12 protein-coding genes are annotated in these 16,534 nt (G+C 71.7%); 10 read left to right on the top strand and 2 right to left on the bottom strand.

Annotated elements, in window-relative coordinates:
* Window positions 1-48: 48 nt before the first annotated feature.
* Window positions 49-2,157, top strand: a complete 2,109-nt coding sequence (pta, locus tag KKR01S_RS02425; protein ID WP_058731137.1) for a phosphate acetyltransferase — start codon at window positions 49-51, stop codon at window positions 2,155-2,157.
* Window positions 2,158-2,247: 90 nt separating this feature from the next.
* On the opposite strand, the gene KKR01S_RS02420 is transcribed toward pta, so the two are convergent.
* Window positions 2,248-2,607 carry a nuclear transport factor 2 family protein gene (locus KKR01S_RS02420; RefSeq protein WP_061225214.1) on the bottom strand — a complete coding sequence of 120 codons (360 nt, stop codon included), beginning with the start codon at window positions 2,605-2,607 and terminating at the stop codon, window positions 2,248-2,250.
* A 140-nt stretch (window positions 2,608-2,747) separates the two neighbouring features.
* On the opposite strand from KKR01S_RS02420, the gene KKR01S_RS02415 reads away from it, so the two are divergent.
* The 6 genes from KKR01S_RS02415 to KKR01S_RS02390 all read left to right on the top strand — a co-directional run bounded on the left by KKR01S_RS02415 (window position 2,748) and on the right by KKR01S_RS02390 (window position 11,835).
* Window positions 2,748-3,992, top strand: a complete 1,245-nt coding sequence (locus tag KKR01S_RS02415; RefSeq protein WP_061225213.1) for an acetate/propionate family kinase — start codon at window positions 2,748-2,750, stop codon at window positions 3,990-3,992.
* 313 nt (window positions 3,993-4,305) lie between these two features.
* Complete coding sequence (locus KKR01S_RS11105; protein WP_061225212.1) at window positions 4,306-5,667, top strand: M48 family metallopeptidase; 1,362 nt, start codon at window positions 4,306-4,308, stop codon at window positions 5,665-5,667.
* A gap of 254 nt (window positions 5,668-5,921) precedes the next feature.
* The gene (locus tag KKR01S_RS02405) at window positions 5,922-7,565 is read left to right on the top strand and encodes a GMC oxidoreductase (RefSeq protein ID WP_061225211.1); all 1,644 of its coding nucleotides are present in this window, start codon (window positions 5,922-5,924) and stop codon (window positions 7,563-7,565) included.
* Between the two features lie 190 nt (window positions 7,566-7,755).
* Window positions 7,756-8,223: a hypothetical protein gene (locus KKR01S_RS02400; RefSeq protein ID WP_061225210.1), complete on the top strand. Its 468-nt coding sequence runs from the start codon at window positions 7,756-7,758 to the stop codon at window positions 8,221-8,223.
* 391 nt (window positions 8,224-8,614) lie between these two features.
* Window positions 8,615-10,285 carry an ATP-binding cassette domain-containing protein gene (locus KKR01S_RS02395; RefSeq protein ID WP_061225209.1) on the top strand — a complete coding sequence of 557 codons (1,671 nt, stop codon included), beginning with the start codon at window positions 8,615-8,617 and terminating at the stop codon, window positions 10,283-10,285.
* A 335-nt stretch (window positions 10,286-10,620) separates the two neighbouring features.
* Window positions 10,621-11,835: an ABC transporter ATP-binding protein gene (locus KKR01S_RS02390; RefSeq protein WP_081101480.1), complete on the top strand. Its 1,215-nt coding sequence runs from the start codon at window positions 10,621-10,623 to the stop codon at window positions 11,833-11,835.
* Between the two features lie 20 nt (window positions 11,836-11,855).
* Here KKR01S_RS02390 and KKR01S_RS02385 read toward each other — a convergent pair whose 3' ends face one another.
* A complete protein-coding gene (locus tag KKR01S_RS02385) occupies window positions 11,856-13,166 on the bottom strand; it encodes an ROK family transcriptional regulator (RefSeq protein ID WP_061225208.1) in 1,311 nt (436 codons plus the stop codon).
* 139 nt (window positions 13,167-13,305) lie between these two features.
* On the opposite strand from KKR01S_RS02385, the gene KKR01S_RS02380 reads away from it, so the two are divergent.
* From KKR01S_RS02380 to KKR01S_RS02370, 3 genes are read left to right on the top strand one after another with little or no spacing between them, the layout of a single operon-like run.
* Window positions 13,306-14,613 carry an ABC transporter substrate-binding protein gene (locus KKR01S_RS02380; protein ID WP_224799560.1) on the top strand — a complete coding sequence of 436 codons (1,308 nt, stop codon included), beginning with the start codon at window positions 13,306-13,308 and terminating at the stop codon, window positions 14,611-14,613.
* A 2-nt stretch (window positions 14,614-14,615) separates the two neighbouring features.
* Window positions 14,616-15,590 (top strand): carbohydrate ABC transporter permease, encoded by a 975-nt coding sequence (locus KKR01S_RS02375; RefSeq protein ID WP_061225207.1) that lies wholly within the window; start codon window positions 14,616-14,618, stop codon window positions 15,588-15,590.
* A complete protein-coding gene (locus tag KKR01S_RS02370) occupies window positions 15,591-16,523 on the top strand; it encodes a carbohydrate ABC transporter permease (protein WP_081101478.1) in 933 nt (310 codons plus the stop codon).
* The last annotated feature ends 11 nt before the right edge of the window (window positions 16,524-16,534 follow it).

Below are 16,534 nucleotides of genomic sequence, written 5' to 3'. Positions count from 1 at the left end.
GACTGGAGGACGGACCGCACCCCTGCCACCGACCGCGAGGAACCCCTGATGAGCACCGGCATCTTCCTGGACGCCATGACGCCGCGGGCCGGCAAGACCCTGATCGCCCTGGGCCTGGCCGACTCCCTGATCCGCCGCGCGGACCGCGTGGGCTACTTCCGCCCCGTGCACCTGGGGGACACCCCCGCCCAGGATCCGCGCGTGCGGCTCATGCAGGAGACCTTCGGCCTGGACGACGACGCCGCGCGCGGCGGCGTCAGCCTGGCCCAGTGCCGGGAGTACCTGGCCTCCGGCCAGCAGGATGAGCTGGTCAGCGTGTGCCTGGCCGTCTACGCGCAGATGGCCCCGAGCTACGACGTCGTGATCGTGGACGGCACGGACCTGCTGGCGCACAACGCCGCGACCGCGGAGTTCGACCTCAACGCCCGCCTGGCCAACACCATGGACTGCTCGGTGCTGGCCGTGATCAACGGGGGCGAGGCGGAGTCCGTGGAGGACATCGTCAACTCCGTGGAGGTCACCCGCTCGGAGCTGCACGCCGCCCGCACGGACCTGCTGGGCGTGGTGGTCAACCGGGTGGACCCGGAGTGGGCGCAGGAGGTGGCCGAGCGCACCCCCGCCGGGCGCCGCGGCGGACACGTGTACGTGATCCCGGAGAATCCGGCGATCTCCCAGCCCACCGTCGCCGACGTCATCCGCAGCCTCGCCCTGGACGACACCGCCCTGGGCGCCTCCGCGGACCGGGACATCCAGGCGGTGAAGGTCGCGGCGATGACCGTGGGCAACTTCCTGGAGCAGATGGGCGACGGGGACTTCATCATCACCCCGGCGGACCGCGCCGACGTCGTCATGGCCACCCTGGCCTCCGCGCTGTCCCCGAACTTCCCCGTGCCCTCCGGGGTGCTGCTGTCCGGGGACCACCTGACGGGCACGGCCACGCAGGCGCTGATCGACGCCGCCCCGTTCCCCGTGCTGCGCACCCCGCAGGACACCTACTCCGCGGCGCAGTCGGTGGGCGCGGTGCACGGGGAGCTGCGCGCCGGGGCCACCCGCAAGATCGCCGCGGCCCTGGGCGAGTGGGCCAAGCACGTGGAGGAGAAGGAGCTGCTGCACCGGCTGGAGCTGCCCCGCCCGGCGACGATGACGCCGCTGCGGTTCCTGCACCAGCTCATCGAGGCCGCCCGGGCGGACCGCCGGCGCATCGTGCTGCCGGAGGGCGAGGACGTGCGGGTGCTGCGCGCCGCGGAGATCATCACCCGCCGGGACTTCTGCGACCTCGTGATCCTGGGCGACGCGGCCCGGATCCGGGAGCTGGCGCAGAACGAGGGCATCGCCCTGGAGGTCTCCGAGGACGAGGAGCCGACCCGCGGCGTCGTCCGGCTGATCGACCCGGCCTCCTCCCCGCTGCGCGAGGAGTACGCCCGGGCCTACGCCGAGCTGCGCGCGCACAAGGGCGTGACCCAGGAGCAGGCGATGGAGCGGATGCTGGACGGCAGCTACTTCGGCACCATGATGGTCCAGCTAGGCGACGCCGACGGCATGGTCTCCGGGGCCGCGCACACCACCGCCAACACCATCCGCCCCGCCCTGGAGTTCGTGAAGACCAAGGAGGGCGTGAAGATCGTCTCCTCCGTGTTCTTCATGCTCCTGGAGGACCGCGCCCTGGTCTACGGGGACTGCGCGGTGAACCCCAACCCGGATGCGGCGCAGCTGGCGGACATCGCCCGGGCCTCCGCGGCCACCGCCCGGCAGTTCGGCGTCGAGCCCCGGGTCGCGATGCTCTCCTACTCCACCGGCGGCTCCGGGTCCGGGCAGGACGTGGACACGGTGCGCGAGGCCACCGAGCTGGTGCGCTCCGCGGATCCGGACTTCCCGGTGGAGGGCCCGATCCAGTACGACGCCGCCACGAACGCCTCGATCGCCGCCTCCAAGCTCCCGGACTCCGCGGTGGCCGGGCAGGCGACGGTCTTCGTGTTCCCGGACCTGAACACCGGGAACAACACCTACAAGGCCGTCCAGCAGTCCTCCGGCGCGGTCGCGGTGGGTCCGGTGCTGCAGGGGCTGCGCAAGCCGGTCAACGACCTCTCCCGCGGCTGCACCGTGGACGACATCGTCAACACCGTGGCGATCACCGCGATCCAGGCGCAGCAGGACTGAGCCCCGGGGCGGCGGGCTCGCCCCGCCCCGCCTCCGAACGGCTCCGGCCGGGGAGGGGGTCGGGGTGGGCGGGACGGCTGGGGCGGGGGCTCAGACCTGGGTGTCGTCGAAGTAGGTCTGGCGGCGCCGGATCAGCCCGGCGTCGTCGAACTCCAGGACGTCCGCGAAGGGCGCGCGCACCTCGGTGCCGTCCTTCAGCCGCCCGGTGAACACCCCCTCCACGAACACGGTGCGGGAGGCCTCTTCGGGGATGAGGTGGGTGATGCCGTGCTTCCCGGAGGCGATCACCCGCTCCCCGGTGTAGAAGGCCACCAGCGCGTCCGCGCCCTCGAAGGCCGGGTAGCCGGGGCGCTTGTACACGGCGTCGGAGGCGAACAGCGGGGGCACGTCGGCCGGGACGGTGTCCACGGTGTCGTAGTAGGTGCGGGCCAGCTCTGCCAGGGTGCTCACGGGTGTTCCTCTCCTCGATGCGGGGCGTCGCCGCAGCGGCGTCGCGCGTTCCGACGGCGCGCTCCTCCAGGCTAAGCCCCGCCGCGGATGAGATGATCGGGGGGTCACATTTCCCGCACGTCCCCGGCGAAGGAGCCCCCTTGCTCGTCCTGGTCATCAACTCCGGATCCTCTTCGATCAAGTACCAGGTGCGGGAGGTGAGCACCTCCGAGGAGAACACGGACCCGTACACCTCCTCGATGCCCGCGATCAACGAGCGGATCACCCTGGAGCGGGCCACCCTCGGGGTGGAGGGGGATCAGGTGCTGGCCAAGGGGCTGATCGAGAACATCGGGGAGCCCGGCGGGGCCAAGGACCACGCTGAGGCCCTGGACCAGATGAGCGAGGAGCTGGACGCCGCGCTGGACGGTCGGGAGATCGACGCCGTCGGGCACCGGGTGGTGCACGGCGGGGAGCGCTTCTCCGCCCCGGTGATCGTCAATAACGAGATCGTGCGCGCGATCGAGCGCCTGGCCCCGCTGGCCCCGCTGCACAACCCCGCCAACGCGATGGGCATCCGCGCGATCCAGCGCAAGTGGCCGCACCTGCCGCAGGTGGTCGTGTTCGACACCGCCTTCCACCGCTCCATGCCGGAGTACGCCTGGCGCTACGCCCTGCCGGATGAGTTCTACCGGATGCACGGGATCCGCAAGTACGGCTTCCACGGCACCAGCCACGACTACGTCACCCAGAAGGCCTGCGAGCACCTGGGGGTGGAGCGCAGTAGCTTCGACGGGATCATCGCCCACCTGGGCAACGGCGCCTCGGTGACCGCGATCCGCGGCGGGGAGTCCATCGACACCTCGATGGGGTACACCCCGCTGGCCGGGCTGGTCATGGGCACCCGCTCCGGCGACGTCGACCCCTCCGTGCTGACCTCCGTGATGCAGCGTCAGGGCATGGACCCGGAGGAGATGGCCCGGACGCTCAACAGCGAGTCCGGGCTGAAGGCCATCGGCGGGACCAACGACATGCGGGAGCTGTCCATCCGGGCGGTCAACGGCGACGAGTCCGCGCAGCTGGCCCTGGACATGGCCGCCTACCGCCTGGCCCTGTACATCGGCGGATACCACGTGGCCGTGGGCGGGGCGAAGACCCTCGTGTTCACCGCGGGGATCGGGGAGAACTCCGCGTACTTCCGCGAGCTGGTGCTGCAGCGCCTCGGCGCCCTGGGCATCACGCTGGACGAGCACGCCAACGCCCGCCGCTCCTCCGAGACCCGGGTGATCTCCGGGGAGGATTCGGCGATCACGGTGCTCGTGGTGCCCACGGACGAGGAGCGGGCGATCGCCGAGGCCACGGCGGGCCTGGTGGTCGCGCGCCGTCAGCGGGGCGCCCGCCGGTAGAACCCGGCTACAGTAGTCGGAGATCACCGCCGCCTGTGCGGCGCACCATCGCGGGGAAGGGGCAGCCATGACCGATCAGCCCGACGGCGCAGCGCGAGGACCGGAGGGATCCGGGGCGGGCTCCGGGCCGGGGGGTCCCGGGGGACCCGGTGGTCCGACGTCGGGCGGGGCCGGGGCAGGCGCCCCGGGCGGACCGACGTCGGGCGGGCCCGGGGCAGGCGCCCCGGGCGGACCGACGTCGGGCGGGCCCGGCGGACAGGGAGGCCCCGGGGGCCCGGGCGGGACCGGGCCGGGCTTCCCGCCCCCGGGGATCGTGCGGCGGACCTACGGCGCGCCGGGCACCACACCCGCGGCCGCCGCCTTCCCTCCCCAGCCCCTGCCGGATGACCTCTCCGGCGGCTGGGTCCCGGAGGACGCCCGCCAGAACCCGGCCAGCCCGTTCCCGGCGCCGAAGCTGTTCGGCTTCCAGTCCCTGCTCGCCGGCCCGCTGCTGGGCAGGATCCGGCACGCCGCGGAGATCCCGTGGGTCGTCGTCGGCGTGGTGATCACCGTGGTGGGGTGGCTGTTCGCCTGGTACGTGATGCTGGTGAACCTGGTCTTCGGCCGGCAGATCGCCGGGATCATGCGCCGCGGGCAGCCCGGCGAGCCGCTGTACGAGCTGATCGGCTTCGCCCAGTCCCTGTCCGCGCAGATCATCGCGCTGGCGATCGTCGCCCCGATCGTGTTCTTCCTCGCCCGCGCCCTGATGTACGCGCAGATCCGGCTGAGCGGGGTGCGGATCACCCCCACCCAGTTCCCGGAGGCCTACCGGATGGTCGTGGAGGCCGCCGAGGCGGCGGGCCTGCGCCGGGTGCCGGACGCGTACGTGATGCTGGGCAACGGACAGATCAACGCCTTCGCCGCCGGTCACGGGCACCGCCGCTTCATCGCCGTGTACTCGGACCTGTTCGAGATCGGCGGGGCGGCGCGGGACCCGGAGGCGCTGCGGTTCATCATCGGGCACGAGGTCGGGCACATCGCCGCCGGCCACGTCTCCTACTTCCGACTCCTGGGGCTGTCCCTGTTCAACCAGATCCCGGTCCTGGGCAACATCCTCTCCCGCGCCCAGGAGTACACCGCGGACAACTTCGGCTACCGCTTCTGCCCGCAGGGGGCACGCGGGCAGATCAAGGTCCTCGCGGCCGGCAAGTACCTGAACGCGGACGTGAACTTCGACGAGTTCGCGGACCGCGCCGTGTACGAGCGCGGCCTGTTCACGTGGCTGGCGAACCTGGGGATGACCCACCCGGCCAACACCTGGCGGGCCCACGCCCTGCGAGACCGCTCCCGCCCCGGGCGCCTGATCTGGCGGCCCAAGCAGAACCCGCCGCGCGAGCCGCTGAGCATGGTCCCGGCCGCCGAGCCGGCCGCCTCCTGGGCGGATCCGCTGCAGGCGGGGCGCTTCACGGACGCCTACCACCCCGCGCCGGAGAACCAGCACTGGGGCATCAACGCCACGCACCGCTGGGTGCCGGTGGAGCGGCGCAACGCCCCCATCCCGGATCTGCTGGACACCCTGTGGGTGGCCCCCGGGGTGCGCCGCAGCCCCGTGCCCCCGGCGGGCCCGGCCGGGGCGGGTTCCTCCGACGGGGATCCCGAAACGGACGGCCCCGAGGCAAGCGGCCCCCGCCGGTGAGATGCGGGTTCCGTTCTGAGATGCGCCGTTCGTGTTGAGATGCGCCCCGCCGTGCAGCATCTCAGCACGAACGGCGCATCTGAACACAAACCCCGCCCCGCAGCGACCGGCCGACGCCGCCGCGCGGGAATCCTGTCACCCGTTCCGTGCAGGGAGCGGACCCGGACCGCGCCCGGACCCTACGATGATCCGCGATGCGCCGCACCCGTCGCGGCGCCTCGGCATCACTCGCACTCCCAGGACAGAGATCACCCATGCCCCTGCACGATCGCCGCGCCGTCCTGCGCGCAGCCCTGACCAGCGGCACGCTCGCCGCCGGCGCCCTGGCCCTCACCTTCCCCGCCTCCGCCGCAGAGCGCACCGACGCCGCCCGGGCCGCCGAACAGCGCGCCGGCCGGCGGGTGGCCGTCATCGGCTCCGGATACGGCGGGGCCGTGGCCGCGGACCGGCTGACCCGCCGCGGCATCCCGGTGGACCTCATCGAGATGGGCGTGGACTGGGACTCCTTCCCCAAGGACGGCGGGCGCACCTTCACCTCGATGACCAAGCCCACCTCCCGCTCGGTGTGGTTCGAGACCCGCACGGACATGCCCTTCAGCACCCTCGGCGGCTTCGACCTGATCAACCGCGACGTCGCCGCCGGCGCCGGGGTGCTCGGCATCGAGCGCTTCGAGCAGATGAAGGTGTACGTAGGGCGCGGCGTCGGCGGCGGCTCCCTCGTCAACGGCGGCATGGCCGTGACCCCGGATCGGGCGTTCTTCGAGCAGGTGCTGCCGCAGGTCGACGCCGCACAGATGTACTCCCGCTACTTCCCCGAGGCCAACCGGGCCCTGGGCGTGCAGGCCCCGGCGACCGCCCTGGTGGGCACCGCCGCGTACTACCAGTTCGCCCGCGTGGCCGCCTCCCACGCGGCCAAGGCCGGGTACCGCACCGTGCCGGTGCCCAACGTCTACGACTGGGACCACATGCACCGCGAGGGCCACCGGCGCGCCGAGCGCTCGGCCCTGGCCCAGGAGGTGATCTACGGGAACAACCACGGCAAGAAGTCCCTGACCCGGGCCCTGCTCAAGAAGGCCCTGGACACCGGGCTGGTCAACCTCACCTCGCTGACGGAGGTCACCGGCATCACCCGCCAGGAGGACGGCGCCTACCGGCTGGAGCTGAAGACCATCGACTTCAGCGGGAACGTCCTGTCCCGCAGCACCCGCGTGTACGACCGCGTCATCCTCGCCGCCGGCTCCGTGGGCACCGCGCGGCTGCTGATGAAGGCACAGCACGACGGCGGCGTCGCCGGTCTGCGCGGCAACGACGGCATCGGCGCCGGGTGGGGTCCCAACGGCAACACCATGCTGGCCCGCTGGCTGGGCTTCGGCACCCGCACCGGCTCCCTGCAGTCCACCATCCCCGCCCTGGGCATCCGGGCCTGGGACGGCTCCCAGAACTCCGTGTTCGCGGAGATCGCGCCGTTCCCGGCTGGTCTGGAGACCCACTCGAACGTGTACCTGGCGATCACCAACAACCCGAATCTGGCGCGCTTCGGGTGGGACCCCGCCCGCGGGCTGAGCCTCGGCTGGACCCAGCAGATGTCCCAGCCCTCCGTGGCCGCGGTGCGCGCGGTCTTCGACCGCATCAACGCCGCGAATCCGGGCACCCGGTACCGCGGGGATCTGTTCGAGGGCGGCAAGCAGTTCACGGACTACTTCACCTACCACCCGCTCGGCGGGGCGGTGCTCGGCCAGGCCACCGACGAGCAGGGCGAGGTCCGCGGCGCCCCGGGGCTGTTCGTGATGGACGGCTCCCTGATCCCCGGAAAGATCGGCGTCAACCCGTTCGTCACGATCACCGCCCTGGCGATGCGCTCCATGGACCGGCTGCTCGAGGCCGGCCGCTTCTCCTGATCCGCCCCGCACGAGGACCTCTCCGCACCCGACTCGCACCGAATCGAGGAACCCATGTCATCCACCTCCCGGCCGCATCTTCCCGCTCCCACCCGCCGCGCGATGCTCAAGGGCGCCGGCGGCCGCCGCGAGCGTCCTGCCCGATCAGCCCACGGACCTGGCCATCGACGTCGTGGACCCGCCCGTGGATATGGACACCTGGCAGCCGGAGATGACGGTGCCCGTCTACCAGCAGGACCTGAGGACCGTCGCGCAGATGGCGAGCCTGCCGCCCATGGTGCGGGTGACCAACGTGGGCTCCGTGCCGGCCGTGAACCCGGTGGGGACCTTCGAGGCGGCGATGAAGGACTACGCCTCGGACTACATCCCGCTGGGCAGCAACCAGGTGAAACTCGCCTCCGGGACCCCGCAGGCCACGCTCACCGAGATCCCCACCCCGGTCTTCGCCAAAGGCGAGGGGTCCAAGTGGAACTGGTCCTGGTCCGGCACCCTGCAGCCCAGCGACGTCGCGGAGATCCCGCTGAAGTACTGGGTGCGCTCCCCCTTCGCCAACGTGACCTTCGAGCTGCTGGTGGTCGCCTTCGTCCAGGACGAGCAGGAAGGCGACTGGGACGACAACTCCGAACACCTCGGCCAGGTCCCCGGCTTCACCGCCTGAGCTGCGCAGCCTCTCTCCCCTCCGCGACGTCGCCCCCCACCTCCCTCCTCCCCCCGGCGTCGCCGAGTCATCGATTCCTGCGGGTTTTCGGCCGAAAACTCGTCGGAATCGATGACTCGGCGCTGGGATCTCTGCGGAGAGTGGGGCGCTCCGAGTCGGCGATCCGCTCCCGGAGCGCTGCGGCATCGTGCCAGGCTCCATGGATCAGGAGGATGCGGGGGAAGGCAGCCATGGGCCATACCCTGTCCCCTCAACCGTGACGCATGTTACCCTGGGGTCGTCCGTGTCCCCTGCGTCAGGAATCCCGGTGGATCTGCTCCCTCTCAGCCGATAAGCGCCGAGGAGCCCCCCCGCCCCTCGGCACCCGCATCTGCCGACGAGGGAGCGCACCATGCCCGCATCCGCCATCGCCATCCACGACCTGACCTTCTCTTGGCCGGATTCCACCCCCTGCCTCGACGCGGCCGACGCCGCCTGGGGTCCCGGCCTGCACGGGATCATCGGACCCAACGGCTCCGGGAAGACCACCCTGGTCCGCCTCATCACCGGAGACCTCACCCCTGCCGTCGGCGCCGTCTCGGCTCCAACCCCCATCCACGTGATGCCCCAGGATCTGGGGGTGCGCGCCGAGGCGCGGGTGGCCGAGGTGCTCGGTGCGGCCGGGACCCTCGACGCCCTCGAGGCCGTCATCGCCGGGAGCGCCGACCCCGCCCTGTACGAGCGCATCGGCGAGGACTGGGACATCGAGGAGCGCATCGCGAGCGCCCTGGCCCGCGCCGGACTGCCCGGGCTGGACCCGCACCGGCGCATCGGAGAGCTCTCCGGGGGCCAGGCCGTGCGCGTCGCCCTGGCGGGGATCCACCTGGCCCGCCCGAAGGCGCTGATCCTGGATGAGCCCACCAACAGCCTGGATGCCGCGGGACGCGAGCTGCTGGCCGCCCTGCTGGCGGAGCTGCGCGGGCGCATCCCAGTGCTCGTCGTCAGCCACGACCGCACCCTGCTGGAGGAGTGCGACACGATCACCGGGCTGGTCCCCGCGCAGTTCACCCGAGGGCATCGGGCGGTGGCCGCGACCCTGCGGCAGGTCGAGGGCCCGTACTCCGTGTGGGAGCAGACCGCGAGCGCGGAGCAGAACACGGCCCGACGTCGGGTGCGGGAGGCCGCGGCGGAGCTGGACCGGCAGCGTCGGGAGCGGATCGCCCTGCAGACCCGGGAAGCCCGGGATGCCCGGCGCGGAGCTCGGGCTGAGCGCGAGGGCAGGTACGCCCCGCTGGCGGCCGGGAACAAAAAGCGCGCGGCGCAGCGCACGGCGGCCCGGCGTCGCGGGGTGCACTCCGAGCGGGAGGAGGCCGCCCGCGAGCGCCTCGAACAGGCGCAGTCCGGGCTCGCGGTCCGCCCCCGGGTGCACCTGGAGCTGCCGGAGACCTCGGTGGCGGCCGGGACGAAGATCGTGGAATTGCAGATCTCCGACGAGCTCGCGCAGCGGGAGGAGCCTCTGCCCACCGAGCTGGCGCACGTGATCCTCACCGGACCGGAGCGGGTGCGCCTGGCCGGGGCCAACGGCTCCGGGAAGTCCACGCTGATCCGCCGCATCCTCGCCCACCCTGGCGAGGTCCCCCCGGCCGAAGCCCCGCCGAGTCCGTACACGGTGCGCTTCCGGGTTCCGGAGACGGGGCACCTGCCGCAGCGGATCCTGCTGGACCCGGAGGCCACCGTGCTCTCCTGCGTGGCGGCGTCGAACCCCGGGGCCTCCGAGCAGCAGCTGCGGGATCGGTTGGCGGCCCTGCTGTTCCGGCGCGAGGAGGTCTTCTCCCGGGTCGGGGACCTCTCCGGCGGAGAGCGGCTGCGGGTCGCGCTGGCCCGGGAGCTGCTGGCCGCCCCGGCCCCGCGCCTGCTGATCCTGGATGAACCCGCCAACGCCCTGGACCTGCCCACCGTGGACTGGCTGGTGGACGCGCTGAGCACCTACCGGGGCGCGCTGCTGCTGGTGACCCACGACGACGATGTCGCGGCCCGCGTGGGCATCCAGCGCACGCTGAACCTGGACGCCGTCGGGCCCTGACCCCGCCCCCGCCACCCCTTGCCTCCCTCGCGCCCACCGACGTCGCCGAGTCAGCGATTCCTGCCGGTTTTCGGCCGAAAATCCGCAGGAATCGATGACTCGGCGCTGGGGGCGGGGCGCTGAGGTGGGCGGGCGGGTGAGCGGGCGGGTGAGCGGGCGGGGCGCTGCGCTGGGCGCGGGACGGGCGACGCGCCTGTGACGCAGGCTATGCAATCCGGGCCCGGGAGTTTATTCTGGTTCTAAATAAACTCGTTCGGGCCGTGCCGCAGCGTCGCGCGCACCCGGCCCGCCTCCCGGACGACGACGCCCGCGCTGCCGCGAGAAATGAGGACACCATGGCCGCCATCTCCTTCGACGACGTCACCTGCCGCTACCCCGGGGCGGATCGGGACTCCGTCTCCCACCTGGACCTGGACATCCGCGACGGCGAGTTCCTGGTGCTCGTGGGCCCCTCCGGCTGCGGCAAGTCCACGGTGCTGCGGATGCTCGCCGGGCTGGAGGACGTCACCGAGGGCACCATCCGCATCGGCCAGAAGGACGCCACGGACCTGCCCTCCAAGGAGCGGGACATCGCGATGGTCTTCCAGAACTACGCCCTGTACCCCCACCTGTCCGTGCGGGAGAACATCGCCTTCCCGCTGAAGATCGCCAAGATGCCCAAGGACAAGCGGGACAAGCGCGTGGAGGAGGCCGCCCGGCTGCTGGACCTCACCGAGTACCTGGACCGCAAGCCCAAGGCCCTCTCCGGCGGGCAGCGTCAGCGGGTGGCGATGGGCCGGGCCATCGTGCGTCAGCCTCAGGTGTTTCTGATGGATGAGCCGCTGTCCAACCTGGACGCCAAGCTGCGCGTGCAGACCCGCACCCAGATCTCCGAGCTGACCGATCAGCTGGGGGTGACCACCGTGTACGTGACCCACGATCAGACCGAGGCCATGACCATGGGGGATCGGGTCGCGGTGCTGCGCGCCGGGAAGCTGCAGCAGGTGGACACCCCCGCGAACCTCTACGACCACCCGGCCAACGAGTTCGTCGCCGGGTTCATCGGCTCCCCGTCCATGAACATCCTCCAGGGCCAGCTGCGGGCCGACGGCGTGCACCTGGGCGACGCCGTGCTGCGCCGTCCCACCAGCCTCGCCGGCCGGGCCGAGGGCGCGGTGGACGTGGGGGTGCGCCCGGAGGACTTCGGGATCGTCACCGAGGGCGAGGGCTTCGAGGTGCACGTGGACCTGGTGGAGGAGCTCGGGGCGGACGCCTACATCCACGCCTCCCTGCCGCGCCACTCCCCGGTGAGCATGAAGAGCCCCAACACCGAGCGCCCCGCGCAGATCATCGTGCGCACGGACGGGCGGACCCCGGTGCGCCGCTACGACCGCCTGTTCATCGCCCCCACCGGGCGCCCGCACTTCTTCGACCCGGAGACCGAGGAGAACCTGGAGCCCACCGGCCCGCTGACCGGCGCGATCGACGTCGCCGCGGTGGCCGGGCAGGACCAGCAGGCGCAGGTGGACGCCTCGGCCGTCACCGACGACGCCGCCCCCTGGGCCCGATAGCGACGAGGCCCGGACCGGGATCAGCCCTCCAGGGCGGCCGCGCGCACGGCCTCGATGCCGGCCCAGCAGGCGCCGATGCGCACGGCATCGGCGCCGGCCGCCGAGGTGGACAGCCGCAGCCACGGGGCGTGGAGGTAGCGCTGGACCCGCTCGTGCAGCCAGTCCAGGCGGGGCCGGATGGCCGGGGCGATGCCGCCTCCGATCACCACCGCATCCAGGTCCAGCGGCCCCGCCAGCACCGCGCACACCCGGGCCAGTCGATCCAGGGCGTCCTCCACGATCCCGACGGCGACGGCGTCGCCCTCCTCGGCCAGGCGGAACACGTTCTCCGCGCGCACCTGCTCCGGGGCCCACCGAGTCAGCCCGGTCCGACGGCGCTCCCGCCCGTCGGAGCCCTCCGACCCGGTGCTCCCCGAATCGCCCCGCACCGTGTCGGCGGTCTGCGCGGCGGCGATCGCGGCCGCCGCGGCTTCCCGGACGGTCTGGCCCACCGCTCCGGTGCCCTCCACGCCGGAGACCAGCCCCAGCACGCCCAGCTCCCCGGCCCCGCCGCGGCGCTGGCGCAGCAGCTCGCCACCGAGCACCAGCCCCGCCCCGTAGCGCTCCCCCGCCAGCAGCAGGGCGAAGCTCTGCTCGGTCCGCGCCGGGTCCAGGGCCAGCTCGGATAAGGCGGCGAGGTTGGCGTCGTTCTCCACCCGGCAGACCCAGCCGCGCTCGGCGAACAGATCCGCCAGTCCGGGGTTCATCAGCTCCCAGTACTGGTTGGCCCCCTCCGGGGAGTGCCCGGCGGCATCCACCGGGGCGGGGATCCCGAGGACCACGCAGCCCACCCGCTCCGGTTCGACCCCGGCGATGCCCAGGGCCGTGTCCACGACGGCGCGCACCTCCTCGCGGCGCCGGGCGGCCTCCGCCGCGATCCGCTCGGCCGGGCGCGGGGGCTCTCCGGGCTGGGGGACGGTGAGGTCCTGGGCGCGCTCGGCGAGCCCGAGATCCCGCCCGGCCAGGTCCGTGACGCGCGCGGCGATCCGGTGCTGCCCGGCGTCCACCCCCACCACGAGCGCCTTCTCCGCGGCGAAGGCGTAGCGCAGGGCGGGCCGGCCCTTGGTGTAGGCGGCGCCGGCGGCGCGGGTGTCCCGGGCGGGGCGCAGCCAGCCCTGTTCGGTCAGCTCCCGGCACACCGCCAGCACGGTGGCGCGGGTCAGCCCCGTGCGGCGCATCAGATCGCTGGCCGTGGCCGGCCGTCCCGCCCACATCGCATCCAGGACGGTGCGGGTGTTGAGGCGGCGCAGCAGGGCGGCGGAGCTGCCGCCTGCCGGGTCAGGGGTCGTCATGAGGCGCCATCCTTCCACGAGGTCGTTGCCTCGATTATATTTACGGTCTATATTTAGTCGAAGCGGTGCTGTGCGCCGCACCACAGCCCATCCGCGACGGCGCCGTCGGGCCCGTCGTCCGCCCTTCCAGGAGGTCGCCGTGCCCCACCTGCCGCCGGCTCGTTCCGCCACGGCTCCCGGGCCCCGCCCGCTGTCCCGCCGCTCCTTCCTCGGCGCGGCCGCCCTCGGCTCGCTGGCCCTGGGACTGTCCGCCTGCGGCGGCCCGGACGTCCCCCAGGTGCGCTTCTACCAGTCCAAACCCGAGGCCATCCCCTACTTCAAGAACCTGCTGAAGACGTTCAACGAGCAGCAGGACGGGAAGATCGAGGCGATCCACGACAGCGCCTCCAACCTCTCCAGCGGCTTCGCCCGCGCCGACCCGCCGGACCTGGGCTGCCTGAACTACAACTACGAGATGGCCCGCTTCCAGGAGCGCGGGGAGCTCTCCGACCTCTCCGATCTGCAGGCCGAGGCGAACATCGCCGATTCCATCCAGCAGCTCGTGGACCAGTACCCCACCTACCCGGGGCGGGTGTGCACCATCCCCTACTCGATGATGGCCGCCGCCGTGTTCTACAACAAGGCGATCTTCGACCAGCATGGGGTGCAGGTCCCGCAGACCTGGTCCCAGCTGCTGGAGGTCTGCGAGAAGCTCAAGTCCGCCGGGGTCACCCCGTTCTACCTCACCAGCGCGGACGCCTGGACCGTCTCCCAGGGCATCGCGGACTACAGCATCGGCGGGGCCATCGACGTCGGGGACTTCTTCCAGAAGCTGCGCGCGCAGGGGAAGGACTCCGGGCCGGACCGGGAGATCTCCTTCACCCAAGTGTTCAAGGAGCCGCTGAGCAAGGCGCTGCGGCTGATGGACTACGCCAACGGCGACGCCGCCAACCGCAAGTACGGCGACGGCAACGTCGCCTTCGCCAACGGCCAGGCCGCGATGTACCTGCAGGGCCCCTGGGCCCTGAACGAGATCCTCACGGTGAACCCGCAGGCCGACATCGGCATCTTCCCGCTGCCCATGACCGAGGACCCCGCGGACCGCAAGGTGCGCGTGAACCTGGACCTGGCCCTGTGGATCCCGGAGAAGTCCGACCAGCCGGAGGCCGCCCGGACCCTGCTGCGCTATCTCATCACCCCCGAGGTGGCTGACGCCTACAACCAGCAGAACCTGGGCTTCGGGGTGCGCAATGACTCCCCGCCCGTCACGGACCCGCGCCTGCAGGACCTGCAGAAGTACGTGGACCGCTCCGCCTTCTACCAAGGCGCTTCGGTGTCCATGCCCAAGACCGTGCCCTTCGAGAACTACATGCAGGGCATCTTCACGGGGCAGGACCTCGAGGAGACCCTCCGCAAGCTCGACGGCGACTGGCACCGCCTCGCCGAACGCCAACCCGCCAAGGACTGACCATGACGACACCGAGTCACGCCCAGCCGCCCGCCGCGGGCGCCCCCGCCGCAGGCTCCGCCGCGGCCTCGCAGCCGCGCACGGGCACCCGCGCCGCCGCCCCGACCCGCCGTCGACGCCGACGCCGCGTGGATCCGGTCTACTACTGGTTCCTCGTCCCCGCGCTGGTGCTGTTCAGCCTGTGCATCGCCCTGCCGGCCGTGATGGGCATCTTCTACAGCTTCACCGACTCCATCGGCTTCGGCGACTGGGAGTTCGTGGGCCTGACCAACTACGCCGTGCTGTTCAGCGATCCCGGGATGCTCGGGGCCTACGGCTTCACCATCGGCGTCGCCCTGGTCACCGTCATCCTGGTGAACATCATCGCGCTGCTGCTGGCCATCGGACTGACCAGCCGGATCCGCTTCCGCACCACCCTGCGCACCATCTTCGTGCTGCCCATGGTGGTCTCCGCGATCATCATCGCCTTCGTCTTCCAGTTCATCTTCTCCAACACCATCCCCGCCGCCGCCGAGGCCATCGGCATCGACGCGCTGCGCGAGTCCATCCTCGCCAACCCGCACCTGGCGTGGATCTCCATCGTGCTGGTGACCACCTGGCAGGCGGTCCCGCAGGCCATGCTCATCTACATCGCCGCCCTGGTGACCATCCCGGGTGACGTCTACGAGGCCTCCTCCCTGGACGGGGCCACCCCGTTCCAGCAACTGACCCGCATCACCGTGCCCATGATCTCCGGATACGTGTTGGTCAACGTGATCCTCGGCTTCAAGAACTTCCTGAGCACCTACGACATCATCGTCGGCCTGACCGGGGGCGGCCCCGGCACCGCGACCCGGTCCGTGGCCATGCAGATCTTCTCCGGCTTCGAGAACGGGGATTACGCCTACCAGATGGCCAACTCGACCATCTTCTTCCTCATCACCCTGGTCATCGCGCTGTTCCAGCTGCGCGTCTCCCGCGGAAGGACCCAGTTCTAGATGTCCGTCGATCCCAACGTCTCCGCCACCCCGCTGCCCGGCGGCCCCGAGCGCACCGCGCACGACGCCGTCGCAGGCTCCGCCTCCCCCACCACCCGGCGTCGTCGCCGCTCGGCGCACGGGACCAACTGGCCGCTGACCATCATCCTCATGGTCTGCTCCCTGTCCGTGCTCCTGCCGTTCTTCGTGGCCGTGTCCATGGCCTTCAAGACCACGGACCAGGCCGTGCTCGGCCAGGCCTTCAAGCTGCCCGCCCCCTGGAGCCTGGAGGGCTTCCGCGAGGCGTGGGAGCTGACCGACTTCCCGAAGGTCTTCGCGATCTCCCTGACCATCACCGTCTTCTCCACGGTGGGGGCGGTGCTGCTCTCCGCGATGGCCTCCTACGCCATCTCCCGCAACTGGAACCGCCGCTTCTTCCGCATCTCCTGCTACTACCTGCTGGCCGCGATGTTCCTGCCCTTCCCCGTGTTGGCCCTGTCCCAGGTCAAGCTCTCCGGGTACGTGCACCTGGCCAACCCGGTGGGCGTGATCGTCCTGCACATCATGTTCAGCCTGTCCTTCAACGTGCTGCTGTTCACCGCGTTCATCCGGTCCCTGCCGGAGGAGCTGGAGGAGTCCGCCCGGATGGACGGGGCCTCCACCTGGCGGATCTTCTGGACCCTGATGTTCCCGCTGATGATGCCGATGGCCGCGACCGTCGGGATCTTCACCCTGCTGGCCTCCTGGAACGACTTCATGATGCCCTCGATGATCATCGCGGACCCGAGCATGCAGACCCTGCCCGTGGTGCAGAAGATCTTCCAGACCCAGTTCAGCAACAACTACAACATCGCCTTCGCCTCCTACCTGCTGGCGATCGGCCCGTCCGTGATCGCCTACGCGATCTCCCAGAAGTGGGTCATGGCCGGGCTCACCCAGGGCGCCGTCAAGTAGCCCCCGCGCCC

This window comes from Rothia kristinae NBRC 15354 (genome assembly GCF_001570865.1).
In the GTDB taxonomy this organism is placed as follows: Bacteria; Actinomycetota; Actinomycetes; order Actinomycetales; family Micrococcaceae; genus Rothia; species Rothia kristinae.
Note: the sequence above shows the minus strand (reverse complement) of the source record. Positions and strands in the feature narration are given on the sequence as shown.

Excerpts from the sequence above, each read along its gene's own strand:
- KKR01S_RS02375 (WP_061225207.1), top strand. The coding sequence starts at position 14,616 with ATGACGACACCGAGTCACGCCCAGCCGCCCGCCGCGGGCGCCCCCGCC.
- KKR01S_RS02390 (WP_081101480.1), top strand. The coding sequence starts at position 10,621 with ATGGCCGCCATCTCCTTCGACGACGTCACCTGCCGCTACCCCGGGGCG.
- KKR01S_RS02405 (WP_061225211.1), top strand. The coding sequence starts at position 5,922 with ATGCCCCTGCACGATCGCCGCGCCGTCCTGCGCGCAGCCCTGACCAGC.
- KKR01S_RS02385 (WP_061225208.1), bottom strand. The coding sequence starts at position 13,166 with ATGACGACCCCTGACCCGGCAGGCGGCAGCTCCGCCGCCCTGCTGCGC.
- KKR01S_RS02395 (WP_061225209.1), top strand. The coding sequence starts at position 8,615 with ATGCCCGCATCCGCCATCGCCATCCACGACCTGACCTTCTCTTGGCCG.
- pta (WP_058731137.1), top strand. The coding sequence starts at position 49 with ATGAGCACCGGCATCTTCCTGGACGCCATGACGCCGCGGGCCGGCAAG.
- KKR01S_RS02370 (WP_081101478.1), top strand. The coding sequence starts at position 15,591 with ATGTCCGTCGATCCCAACGTCTCCGCCACCCCGCTGCCCGGCGGCCCC.
- KKR01S_RS02400 (WP_061225210.1), top strand. The coding sequence starts at position 7,756 with ATGGACACCTGGCAGCCGGAGATGACGGTGCCCGTCTACCAGCAGGAC.